At 42.0% G+C, this 15009-nt stretch carries 1 protein-coding gene; it reads left to right on the forward strand.

Going from position 1 to position 15009, the window contains the following annotated elements; all coding sequences use genetic code 11:
• Positions 1-24: 24 nt before the first annotated feature.
• The gene (locus tag RZ78_RS01205) at positions 25-14865 is read left to right on the forward strand and encodes a DUF5776 domain-containing protein (protein WP_054607871.1); all 14841 of its coding nucleotides are present in this window, start codon (positions 25-27) and stop codon (positions 14863-14865) included.
• Positions 14866-15009 lie beyond the last annotated feature (144 nt).

Consider the following 15009-nt stretch of genomic DNA (forward strand, 5'->3'; position numbering starts at 1 on the left):
GATTGCACTTTAGGGGATGATATATTGCAATATAATAAGAACAAATTTAATAAAGTAAATGACAAAAAAGTCATGAAAAAAGTTAAGAAACAATGGGTCGTTGTATCCGTTGCTACCTTAGCTCTATTTGGTGCATCCGCCTATGGCATGACATCTACTTCATCAGTAGTTGCCCACGCTGACGGAACAACCACAGGTTCAAGTGAAACAACCACACAACAAGGTGGTTCAAACGGAACAGCCACTACTAACAGTGGAAACTCCGGTGAGTCTCAATCACAACAAGGTAGTTCACAAAACTCTGGTGCATCTGTTGATACAGCAGCACTAAAGTCTGCAGCTGCATCTCAAGGTAGCTCAGATGGAACTGCCGGAGTAACTCAATCAGCATTATCATCCTACCAAGATGATTATAATGCTGCTTACAGTGCTGCTTCTACTGCAGCAAGTACTGCAGCTTCAAGTGCAGGTTCAAGTGATTTTGCTGCTAAAAAATCAAAAGCCTCATATCCAGACCACCAAGATGCATATAATACTGGTTATGATGCAGCATCATCAACTGCTCAATCACAACAAGCAGCTGCCATTCAACGTGGACACGATGATTTCGCAGCTGGTAATTCACAAGCCACATTATCATCAAACAATGATCTATATTCATCTGCTTACACAGCTGCTTCAAGTGCATCTGCCAAAGGTCACAATGACTTTTCAGCAGGTAGCTCACATGCAACTAGTCTAGGTTCAGACCAAGATGTCTATGATACAGCGTTTAATGCTGCATCAAACGCTGCATTCCAAGGCCTTAATGACTTTGTAACTGGAAACTCTAGAGCATCAAATTATGGTACTGACCAAGACGTTTATGATACAGCTTTTGAAACAGCCTCAAGTGCTGCTAGTCAAGGTGCTCATGATTTTAATACAACAGGCTCCCAAGCATCCAATGTTGCAGATCAAAGCCTTTACAATTCAGCATTTAGTTCGGCTAGACAAACATCTATCAACAATAGTGTTGCTGCATCTGCAAACGCTACAAGTGCGGGTATTGATGATTACGTTGAAGGACACACAGTAAACTCAAACGTAGGCTCTGTTAACCAATCTACATATAACACTGCTTACAGTATGGCAAGCGGTGGGTTTAACGACACCTTAAACGGTAATAGTGCTGCAGAATCAAATGCAAGCGATTCAAACTACCAAAAGGGTGTAGGTTACGCAAGTGGTAGCTATGCTGCTGCCATGTCTGCAGCCATTAGCGATGCTGTTTACGGTACTAACAACCAACAATCATACGCAAGTGACGCTGTTCAATCCGCATTCTATAGTGCGGCTTATGCAGGTGCCGAATCTGCTTTAGCTCAATATAACAATAAAGTAGGTGCCCAAGGTACTGGATCACAAGCTTATGTATACTACAAGAACACTGCTAATAGTGTTTATTCAACTAGCTATGCACCTGGTTCAGCCAGTGGTGCTAACGTAACTAATGGATATGTAAATGCTGCAAATGTTTCATACAATGCATCTTATGCTGCAACATATACTGGTCAATACAGTGATGCTCCACAAGGTACAGTTGGTGGAGCTGATGATCCTAAGACTGCCCATGATACAGCTATTAGTTATGAAAACGATATTAGTAACCTATATGACAATACAACCAATACAGGTCTAAACGGTTCTACATCAGGTGTAACTGTTGCTTCCCAAAAGGATATTCAAGACAATAGTTCATTATTAGGTGCTCTATCTGTTGTTTATCGTTATGGAATCAACAATGCCTTGATTCAACAAGGTATTAAGGATGCTGAAACTGGTAAGTGGCAAGGTATTACGGGTGCTAACGGAAAAACTGGAAGCATCTATACTCCAAGTTCCAATTCAGATAACCTTTATGATCAAGCGTACTTAGGTGCACAAGCTGCTATTAGCACTCAATTCAATGGTGATAATTACACAGGAGTTGCTCAATTGAGTAATCCTTCCAATTTCACTTCTGCTTATAAAGTTGGATACAATGATGTATACAGCAAGGATCAACAAGGTGTTTACTATGTAAGTACTGGTACTCAAATGAATAAACTATTGACTGGTGGCTCAACCAGTGTAGGTGGAACAGTAAACTCTAGAATTGATACGAATCATAAAAATATCATTAATATTATTAATGATATTAGTTTAGTAGGCAACTCCGCCTCTAATGGTTCAAACCCTAGTTTAAGTAACAGTTTTGAGAATTTAACGATTGATGGAAATAATCATATTGCCGATTGGTATAATCAAAATTATACCTTTAATACAGGTGGCGATGGAAACCAATCAGTTCATTTACAAAACTTTAAGACAATATACGGAGCTAACTACTGGGGTCCTGTTGCATTTAGCGGTACCGGTAATGTTTACTTTAAAAACTTTAATTATATTGGGGCCCAATTACTTAGTGCCATAAATAACCAAGTATTTATGGACGGAAATGTTAACGTTTCTCAACGTGATGATTTCTATACCTCACCATGGGAAAGCAATGTCGTTGAAGCGGGACCGGGTAACCAATTAAATCTATATATTAAGAACTTGGTTCTTAATAAAGGTGCTCACTATTTTGGTACTGCAGGAGCACATTCTGGGACATCAGTTGTATACGTTTCAGGTGGTAATGTAACTCTATCAGAAAACTCAAGTATGACGGTTATTAATAGAGGTACTGGTGGAGACTCAGCTAATGGTTACGGTGTTCAAATTGATGGTGGTTCTTTAAATGTTAATAAAAATGCCAACCTAAATATTATGCAAGATAACACAACTGCAGGATCTTCTGATGGTGGTATTTATGTTAATGGTAAGAGTTATAATTCTAATGCCGTTACAATAGATGGCGGTCGAATCAACGTTGAAACAGCCAATTACTCAAATACCGGAAGTAACCAATTAGTTTACGTATACCAAGGTAAAGTTTTAGTTACTAACGGTGGTGTATTACAAGCTAAAGCCACAAACATTGGTAACAATGTTCCAGGAAACGGTTTAATTTACATTGGATCACTTGGTCAAATTAACGTTGCTAATAGAGGTAACCTTATTGTATCTACTCCCGATGGTAGTGGAAATAGCGCATTCCCATTAATTTATGGTAATTTGACAGTTAATGATTCCGGTGATAGTCACGTTATTTTAGACAAAGGATCAACATCTTCAAAAGCTGTATTTGTTAACTCATCTGGTAGTATCAATTCCTACACTGGTAAGGTTAATGGAACGATTTATTACAACTACTCAATGACTTCAAATGGATCTTCTGGAAGTGAAACTGTCAATGCTTTGAATAAAGACATGCAAAGTATCAATAATAAGAACTATGCATCACTAACTTCAACACCACAAGTTTTGGAAATACAAAGTATTCCATCTGTATACTTCTCAAGTCCTTTAACAACAACTATTAATAGTGATAGTACTGTAACTGTTACCGGATACGCAAAGGTTTCAGGATATCAAAGTGCAATTAATAGTGGTGGAACTGATGCAGCTTACGCTAAAAATAAAGTATATATCCAATATGCAACTGGAAATACAACTGGAACTATATACGATTCGCTTGGTAATGCTTCAACTGGTCCAGATGATTACCATAATCTAACACCTATTAGTACTAGCGTGTCATCAGCTAACAAGAATGATTCAAGTATTCCAACCACAGGAACTATTTCAAATCTTGATAAAGCTGATACTAATGCTTATAACGATGACGCAGATCCTTCATCTTCAATTATTCCAATCAAGTTCACAGTGCCACTAAGTAACGTTAAAACTGTTGGTGTATACCTTAGATATGGTGTAAATGGTGTCTACATGACTGCTTTACCAAGCAATAATCCGTCAGGTGGAAGTACCTATGCATCTAACATTGAAGGATATCAATTGAACAATGGTAAGTTAGTAACTGCTCCTGGTGCAAATGTTTCTATTGCGTCAGGTAATGGACAAGATGCTGAAAATGGTTATCAAAAAGCTCTAAATGACTTTAGAAACGGTCAAAATAATCCTGATCCTACACAATACGGTAGAAATACTGATTATACTAACGCATATGATAGTGTAATGGCAGGTGCTGGTGCATTGACTCCTGACTTGTTGAGACAATTAGGGGTAACTGATCCAACAACAGCACCAAGCTTTGATTCTATTAAGAATAATCCGGACTTACTAAATAAGATAAAGGGACTATCATCTTATCAAAGCGCTAAAAATCCAACTGCATATCTACAAGCAATGGGACAAGCTTATCAAGATTACCTTGCTAACAAAGACGCAGTAAGTGATATTAATACTCCTAATAATGTAAATACTCCAACTCAGGTAAATAGTAGTAGTAATGATGCATTATATAAGAGTAACTTTAACAATGCTTATCAAAATGCACAAAACGCCATCAATGATGCAGTTGCTGGTAACACAAGTAATAGACCAAAGGGTACAGATCCAATTGGTCAACAAGTTTATGATAAAGTTCAACAACAATATAATTCTGGTATAACCGCAATGGATGCTGTTGCGAATGGTGATACAAAAGCTCCGGATAACACTGATCCAACTGCTTTCAGTGCAGCACAAACAGCATATGGACAAATTGTGAAAGACATTAGAAGTGGTAAGACTGCTCCGGCAACAGATTTCTCACAAGCTCCATACAATAGTATGACACCATTACAACAAGCGCTATACAAGCAAGGATTCGCCAATGCATATGCTAAATATCAAACCGGTCAACAAGCTGCATTGAATGGAAAGGGAGCCCCATCAGATCCTCAACAACTTGCTGGATACAATGATACAAAAGATGGTTTCAATGGAAATCCAACTTCATCTGATCAAACAACAGAACAAAATTCACCAGCATACCAAGCTGGTAAAGCTGCCAAGACTGATGAAAAAACTGGTGCTAATTCAGCCAAAACAGGTCAAAGCCTACCAGCTTCTCCATCACAAGCTGAAATTGATGGTTACAACGGGACAAAAGACGCTTATGCAGTTGCTACTGGAAAGAAGCAATTAAGTACAGATCAACTAAAACAACAATCATTGGCATATCAAGCAGCTTACAATGATGCTATCGGAAATGCTAACCAAGTTGTAAGCAATGCGCTATCTGATTACAAGAATGGCAATAAAAATGCTCCTCAAGGTACTGGAGTAGATAATCAAGCATATACTCAAGTTCAAAATGCTGCTGCTGCCGGTGCTTCTGATGCTAACCAACCAAATAGCCCAGCAGCACCTGATTCAAGTCAATCAGATGCATATAAGGAAGGTTATGACATTGCTAAGGGATCAGCTGACGCTCTGAGCGGTGCTCAAAAGAACTCCAACAACAATGATGATGCATACAAGGATGCATTCAACAATGCAAATGATGGATTTATCGGTGCAAACAACACTTCTCCTGAAAAACAAACAGCTGCATACAAAGCTGGTCAAAAAGCTAAGACTGATTCACAAGATGGTGCTGCTTTAGCAACCACTGGTCAAAGCCTACCAGCTTCTCCTTCACAAGCTGAAAAAGATGGTTATCAAGCCGCTAAGGATGCTTATGATGTTGCAACTGGTAAGAAGGCTACTCCTGACCTAACTAACAAGTCATTAGCTTACAAAGATGCATACAATAAGACTCTTGCTGCTGCTACTCCAGTAGTAAACAACGCACTTGCTGATTACAAGAATGGTTCAACTACTAACCAACCAACTGATCTAAACAGTGCTGATGGAAAGCTTTACCAAGCTGTCAAAGACGATGCTGCTGCTGGTGAACAAGCTGCTAATAATCCAAATAGTCCAGCAGCACCTGACGCAACCCAATCAACCGCATACAAGGCTGGTTACGACATTGCTAAGGGTTCATCTGACGCTCTAAGCGGTGCTCAAAAGAACTCCAACAACAATGATGATGCATACAAGGATGCATTCGACAATGCAACTGATGGATTTAACGGTGACAACAACAATGCTCCTGAAAATCAAACAGCTGCTTACCAAGCTGGTCAACAAGCTAAGTCTGATGAAACAACTGGTGCTAATCTAGCAACCACTGGTCAAAGCCTACCAACTAACCCAGCTCCGTCACAAGCTAAAACTGATGGTTTCAATGCAACCAAAGATGCTTTAGATGCTGCAACTGGTAAGCAAACCAAATTAACAGCCGATCAACTAAAGCAAAAATCATTAGCTTATCAATACGCATACAATAAGGAACTTGCACTTGCAGGTCCAGCCGCAACTAATGCGCTTGCTGATTACAAGTCTGGTTCACAAGCAAATCGACCACAAGGTAACGGTTTAAATAGACAAGCTTATGATAAGGTGCAAAACGATGCTGCTGCTGGGGCTAGCGATGCTAATAACGCAAACAGCGCAGACACACCAGCTTCTGACAAGACACCTGCTTACAAGACTGGTTACGACATTGCCAAGGGTGTAAGTGACGCTGAAAATGGTAAATCAAAAGATAATTCGGCTAACAAGGATCAAGAATACACTGATGCTTACAACAACTTTAACGACGGAAAAGCGCAAGGTGAAAGTGCTATGTTAACTGCTCCTGCTCCTGCTAACGCTGATCCAGCAACCAAAGCTGGTTTTGAATACGGTCAAGGAATCGCCGCTCTTAAGAATGCCCAGAATCCAGCAACTGCAAACGATCCTCAAGGTTTAACTGCCAAACAACAAGAGGGTTATGATCAAGCTAAATCTGGTTACGAGTTAGCATTGAGTGGTCAACCAGCTCCAAAATCTCCAGCCGCTGCTGTTGAAGGCTACAACTACGCAAAAGCATTAACTGATGGTGCTAGTGCATCTACTGAACCAACACAAGCTACTGGTAACGATGATTTGACAACAGAAAAAAACGCATATGCTGACGTTCAAGCTGCTGTTGCTCAAGCTAAGAGTGATGCACGTACTTCTAATCCAACTCCTAATGACGGTAACGCCCATAACAAGGATGTATACGACAAGGCCTACAATGCTGCTCTTAAGGCATACCAAAATAGTGATCCAAGTGCTACAGCTTCCTCTAAAGGTATCAATAATGATGTTATCGGTGCTGCCGCATTCAACGCTGCCAAAGCAGATGGATTAAAACTTCAAGGTGCTAATTTATTTACAAATGGTAGTGCAAATAATCAAAGTGATCCAACAATTACTGATGGTTACAAGGAGGCTAAACAAGGTTATGCAGATGCATTACATGGTAAGGCTTCTCAACCAAATGCTTCAGATGCATATGCCTTAGGTTATAACGCCGCAAGTAACGATAAATCTGGTTTCCAAAATGCTGAAAACGGTATCTCTGACAACTCAGAGGCTGCCCAGGGTGCTGCTGATGCTATCGCTAAAGTTAAGAATGCCAAAGGTAATGTTGATTCATTATCTGAAATTAACGATTCAAGCAAGCCCGCTGCATACAACAACGCATACAACGCTGCGTTAGAAGATGCTAAGCAAGCTGCTAGACAAGGTATTGCTTCACAATTAACTCCAGATAGTACAAACACTCAAGCCCCAGTTCCTGCTGCATTAGCCGACGTTTACAAAGCTGCTGCAAATGACGCTCAAAAGGGTTATGCTGAAGGATTAACTGGTAAATCAGTATCAGACAGCAATAACGCAAGCGAAACTCAAGGTAACAACAAGGGTGCTGCTGACAAAGTCAAGTACGAAGCTGCTGTTCAAGATTATGCAAATGCTAATGGTAATGTAGATGCTGCGAAGGCTGCTGATCCTACAAACGCAAGTGACCCAGTATACCAAGAAGCTTTGAAGGCTCTAAATGATGCTGCTAATGGTAATAACCCATCAGATTATGATAAACAATCACCTGTATATGTTGTTGCTTACTCACAAGCACTAGCTAAGAAAGCTGCAATGGATGCAATCAAGGCTGCAAATACCTCTGCTAATGGTACTGAACCTTCAAGAATTAATAGCATTAATGACGTTCCTGCTGGTGTATCAGACAAGCAATCATACATGAATGCTTACAATGATGCTATCAAGGGTTATAACGCTGGTAAGGATGATAATCCTAGTGTTACAGCAGATAACTCAGATCCAGCTGACCAACAAGCATTTAAAGATGCTAAGGCTGCCGGTGAAGCTGCACGTGGTGCAAACGATGCATTGAGTGGTAAGAAGTCAAACGATGAAGTTGCTTCCGATCTAAACAGCGACGATCCAGCTACGAAGGCCTACGCTCAAGGTGTTACTCAAGCTAACAACGGTTACGCACAAGGTCTAAATGACGCAACTCCAATGAGTAGTGACGATTTAGCTAAGCAAACTCCTGCTTACCAAAAGGCCTACGCTCAAGGACAAGCTGACAAGGCCGGTGTTGATGCTGCTAAGTCACAATCAACTCCAGATGCTAACAACGTACCAAGTAACATCTCAAATAACAAACCAGCCGCTGACGCTTACAAGGGTTACGCTGCTGCTGTGGCTGCAGTTAAGGCTGCTAAGGGTGATGCTACTAAGGCTGACCGTCCAAATGACTTTGACTCACAAAGTTCAGACTTTAAGGCTGCTTACCAAAAGGCAATCCAAGATGCTGTAGACGCTAACAAGGCTGGTCAAGATTCTGTTGATAACCCAAGTTCAGCTGCTGCTCGTCCAAGTGACAACCCAGCTCAAGCTGCCGTATACGATGCTGCTAGAGCTGATGCAAGCAAGGGTTATGCAGAAGGATTAACTGGCAAATCAGTTTCAGATCCTAATAACGGTAACGAACAAGCTGGTCTACAAGCTGGTGCTAACGACAAAGCTAAGTACGAAGCTGCTGTTAATGATTATGCAACTGCCAATGGTAATCTAGATGCTGCGAAGGCTGCTGATCCTGCAAACGCAAGTGACCCAGTATACCAAGAAGCATTGAAGGCTTTGGATGATGCTTCTAAAGGTAGAACTGATGTTAACGACAAGTCACCTGTATACGCAGTTGCTAACTCACAAGCATTAGCTAAGAAGGCTGCAATGGATGCTATCAATGATGCCAACAAGGCTGCTAATGGCAATGACCCACAACCAATTACTAGTGACAATGATTCAAGACTTGCAGATACTCCTGCATCTGATAAGGAATCATACAAGAATGCATTTAACGATGCTATCAAGGGTTACAACGCTGGTAAGGCTGACGATTCAAGTGTTACACCAACTAACTCAGACCCAGCCGACCAACAAGCATTTAAAGATGCTAAGGCTGCTGGTGAAGCTGCTCGTGGTGCTGATGCCCTATTAGATGGTTCTACAACCGCTAAAGATGTGGATGGAACAAATGCTAATCCATCATACATCGCTGGTGTGGATGAAGCTTCATCCGGTTACGCAGATGGATTAAATGGAACTAAAAATGCTCCTGAAGATGTTCAAGCAACTCCAGCTTATCAAAAGGCATACGCTCAAGGACAAGCTGACCAAGCTGGTGTTAGTGCAGCTAAGGAAACTCAAAATCCAGATACTAACACTGCACCCGATACTTTACCTAGCAACGCTGCTAAGGATGCTTACTTGGGTTATGCTAACGCTATTGCCGCAGTTAAGAACGCCCATGGTAATCCAAGTGCCATTCAAACTCCAGCAAATTACAGTCAACAATCTCCAGATTACAAGGCTGCTTACCAAAAGGCATTAGAAGATGCGATTGCTGCTAACAAGGCTGGTCAAAATGCTGTTGCAACTCCAGGTAAAAACGATACAAAACCAACTGATCCTGCTTTAGCTGCTGTATACAATGCTGCTAAGCATGACACTAACAAGGGTATGGCTGAAGTATTAAGTGGTAAGCAAGGTAGTTCTAACCATAATAACGCAAACGAACAAGCTGGTATTCAAGCTGGTACTCCACTACAAGCTGCATACCAAGAGGCTTCTAGGGACTTCGCTGCTGGAAATACTGACCCAACCCATATCGACCAAATAGCTCAAACATTTGGTGATGCTGCTAAAGCACAAGCTTACAAGGACGCATTAGCTGGTATGATGGATGGTTCACAAACACCTGCTTCAGACCAAAATGATCCTAAGAGTTCTTCGCCAATTTATGCACTCGCTAAGCAACAAGCACAAAACGTTCAAAACGCTGTTGCTGCTGTTCAAGGTAGTCAAAATGTTGCTTCCGGTCAATCTGACAAGGATGCTGACCTAGCAAGCGCAAATGGATACAATAACCCTGACAACAAGTCAGATATGGACGACGCATACATTGCTGCAGCTAACGCTTACAGCGATGCAATCAACCATACTAATGGTGACGAACCAACTGATCAAAGCGGATTCAGTCCTGCTGATCAAGTGGCTTATGCTCAAGCTTACAAGGCTGCTAAGGATGACGCTGCTAAGGGACTAACTGACTTTGGTAATGGTAACAAGGCTCAACAACCAGCTAACCCAGCTGATAAGGCTGCTTACGACAAGGCTCAAAGCGATGCTCTTGCTGGTTTGAATGCCGGACTAGCAAACAAGGCTGATGCTACTAAGCAAGCTAACAACCCTGCATACAAGCAAGGTATTGACGATGCTTCCGCAATCCAAAAGGCTGCTCAAGATGCTGTAAATGGTACTCCAGATGCTGGTAAGGCAAGCTTAACTTCAGATGCTCAAAAGGCTGCTTACGACGCCATCAAGCCTGCTGCTGAAGCTGGTCAAGCTGAATACTCAGCTAACCCAGATAAGTACGCTGGTAAGACTGGTGACGACTTGAAGAACGCCGCTAACCAAGCTGCTCAAGCTAAGTATCCAAACGATTCATTGAAGCAAGCTGCATTTGCTCAAGCAATTGAAGCTGCTGGTGATGCTTTCGGTAAGGGTGCTGGTGCATTTGGTAACAACGAACAACAACCAGCTGGTATTGCTGCTGCTGGTTACCAAGCTGCTCAACAAGCTTACGACAAAGCAACTAACGGTGAACCTAAGCCTGACAAGGTCAACGGTCATTACCCAACTCCAGAAGGTGTTACTCCTTCTGATCAATACGATAATACATTTGATGCTGCTTACAACAAGTACAAGGCTGCTGCTGATAAGGCTGCTCAAGATACTGCCGCAAACGGTGGTACTGCTGCAACTGCTGCAAACTCAAATGATTACAATGCTGCAACACCTAAGGAAAAGGCTGCATACGACGATGCTGCTACTAAGGCTGCTCAAGGTATTGCAGATGCTAAGTTAAATGACCCAACCAAGGATGCCCAATACGGTACTACCAAGGATGGCAAGTTTGTTCCTAACGATGACACTGCTGCTCAAGCATACGCCGGTGCTAAGGCTGGTTACGCTGACGGTAAGACTGGATCAACTAATGAACCAACAAATGTAAGTCCAGCATTTAAGGCTGCTTACGACAAGGCTAATGCAGATGCTAAGGCCGCTGCACAAGCTGGTGTTGAAGACTTTGCTAAGGGATTATCAGCTAGTCAACCAACAGAAGATGCTCAAGCTGCTATTGATGCACACGATAATGGATACAGTAAAGCTGCTTCTGGTTACGACGATGCGATGAGTAATCCATCAGGTGACTTCTCAAGTGATTCTGATGCAAGTTACCAAAAGGGTGTTGAAATGGCTAAGGCGGCTGTGGCTGCTCGTGACAACATCTTAAACAACGGTAACGATGCTCAACCTACTCCAGGTGAAAGCTCAACTGACGCTGATGTATCCGGTGCTGCTCAAGCTGCTGCCGCTGCCGCTAAGGCTGCATTAGCTGACGGTAAGAATGGTTTAGACAAGGTTACAAATGCAGGTCAAGTACCTGATGCATTTAAGCCATACGCTCAAATCTATGCTGATGCATACGCAACTGTTGAAAACGCCGCTGCCAAGGCAGCTCAAGATGGTGCCAAGGCATTCGTTTCCGACGGTAAAGAAGGTAACCACGTTACTGACCCTAACAACAAGTCAGTAGATGCCGTTGCTAACCAAGAAGGATACATTGATGCGCGTTTAGGTTACCAAGATGCTCAAGAAAACCCAGACGCAGTAGGTCAAAATCCAAATACAGGTTCTGTAAATGGTGATGAAGCTGCTAAGGGTGCTGCTGCAGCATTTAACGATGTTGCTGGTAAGGACAATGCTAAGCCAGGAGATCATGCAACTTCTGACAACAACCCAGTATACGAAGCTGCTTACCAAAAGGCATTAGCTGAAGGTAAGAACAACGCTTCTGATGGTGCTGAAGCATTGTTTGGTGACGATAACCCAACAAACTCAACTGCTAGCGCGTCAACATTGGCTAAGCCAAACGCAACTACTGCTGCAGACAAGGCATTCAACAAGGGTCTAGAAAATGCTAAGGACGCTCTATCAGACGCCCAAGCAGATAATCCTTCTAAGGATGCACAATACAGTGGCGACAATGCCGACACAGATGCTGGTAACGTATACCACGCAACTCAAGATGCATACAATGCTGTATTGAATGGTCAACAACCATTGACTGCTAGTGAACTAGCTGCTAAGGATCCTGTATACGCCGCTGCATACAAGAACGCATTATCACGTGCTCAAACTGCATCAACTAATGGTGCTACTGACACTAACGATAACGGTTCATCATATGCTCCAAATAGTCTTGCTCAAGCTGTTTACGAAAAGGCAAGAAATGGCGCAAACAACGCTTACAAAGATGCTCTTCAAAACAAAGATCCAGAACTAAAGGATCACAATGGTATTGATAAGAGTTCAGTTGCTTACCAAGCAACTGAAAACGCTATCAATGACTACTTGAAGAACAATGGTAATGCTAAGGAAGACCCAACCGCTGCAGGTATGGATCCAGCTAATGCTCAAGCTTACAAGGCATACTATGAAAAGGCCAAAGCTGCTGTTAGTCAAGCCGCAATTGATGGTGTTAATGCTTACCTAGGTGGTAAGGCAGTCAACGACGTTCCATCTGTTGAAGGTGACAACGCGGGACTAGGTGAAGTTGCTAAGGAAGCTGCACAACGCGCTGAAAAGGGTCACGAAGACGCAGTTAACAACGGTGGCCGTGTCAGCGATGATAACCAATCAATCGCTAAGGATCCATCTTACCTAACTGGTTTGAAGGGTGCTCAAGATGCTGCTAAGGGTGTTGAAGAAGCTAAGGCTGACGCAACTAACCAACCATCTGCCGCTGCTCCTCAAGCTGAAAAGGATGGATTCAACGGTACTGTTGATGGATACAACAAGGCTGCTACTGATGGAAGCATCAAGCCTGAAGATATCGATGCATACATTGCTAATAACCTAGGCAACAAGTCAATCGCTTACCGTGACGCCTTCAAGAACGCTTACCTAGATGGTCTAAAGGTTGCTAAGACTGGTGCAGATGCTGCAAACGCAAACGAACCAGACGCAACTAAGGGTCAAAACGGTGCTGCTCAAAAGGCACAATCACAAGCTTACAACGATGCAACTAATGCATTCCTAGACAAGCTACATGGTGTAGACGACAAGGACGCAACTTCAAACACTCCAGCTGCTGTTGCTGGACGTCAAAGAGCTAGCCAATACGTACTAGCCCTACAAGATATTGCTGATGGTCATCCAAACACCGGTAGCACAGATCCTGATTACCAAAAGGGACTAGCTACTGCTGAAGCTGCTGTTGCTCAAGCTGTTGCTGATGCAAAGGCTAACAAGCAATTACCAGCTGACCTAAGTCAAATCCCAGTTCCAAACGGTGTAGACCCAGTTGCTTACCGTGATGCTTATGCTGGAATCCTAAGTGGTTTCTACAATGGTTACAACAGTAAGTCAACTCAAGCTGGTACAAATGATGCTTACTACAACATTGCATTTGGTATCGGATTTGCTAAGGGTAAGGCAAGTATCCCAACAGATACTTCTGCTCCGCTAGACTTCTGGAAGAACGATAAGGCACCTAAGATTACCGATCCTGCAGTTGCTAAGGCATACAAAGAACAATATGCTCAAGCTAAGGCCGGTTTCTACGATGCTCTTAAGAAGAGAGGCTCTAAGTCAAACAACGAATACTACAAGGAAAGTTACAAGACAGCTATGGATGGATTAGCTGGAATGAGACTTGCCGCTAAGGGTGACACTAAAGCCAACCGCGACATTCTTAAGACTAAGGATGCTGCATTCATAAGTGGTTACAATGGTTACCTAAAGGGTATCGAAGCTGCTAAGAGAACTCTTAAGAAGAACAAGAAGCTTTCTGCTAAGGATCTTCTAAACAAGGACAAGCTATACAGCTACACCTTCAAGGAAGGTTTGAAGCATGAAATCAAGATTCAAAGATCACACGGTAAGAAGGCCGGAATTAACAAGGCGCTAGAACGTCATGCAATTCCTAAGGACATTTACACTCATCATTCTGCAACTTATGCTCGTACTTTCGTTGCGACATACAAGAAGGAAATGAAGAGACATATGCCAAGATACATCTACAATGTAGGGACTATCTTCACTCATAACCGTGTTAAATTCACTAACCACACTCGAATCAGAGAATATGCTTACTCAGCAAGATACAATTCAACTGTATTTAGAGTTGTTGGTGTGAAGTACTACAAGAACCGTATCCCAAGATACCGTTTGAGTAATGGTGATGTGGTAACCGCAAGTCAACAAGTACAAAGCGCTTACTACAAGAAACAATACAAGGAGTACCGTGTAATCAAGCCTACTGGAACATTGATCCATACAGGCAAGACATTCAGTGAACGTAATTCAGTAAGAAGATTGTACCGTGGAGAAGTATTCCACGTACGTAAAGTGGTTAAATTCCATGGAATTACTCGTCTATACGTTGGCAAGAATGAATACATTACTTCTAACAAGACTTATGTCAAAGCAGTTATTAAATAATTGCTAATAAAAAAGCTACTGGATATTTCCAGTGGCTTTTTTTTATTTATAACTGTAAAAAAAATAGTGAAAAAATTAAGAAAATTTTAAGAATAACATTATTGAGTACTTTTAATGAACATTGGAGTAGAATAGTGTTAAATT

Origin of the sequence: Apilactobacillus kunkeei (genome assembly GCF_001308195.1) — a bacterium.
GTDB lineage: Bacteria > Bacillota > Bacilli > Lactobacillales > Lactobacillaceae > Apilactobacillus > Apilactobacillus kunkeei_C.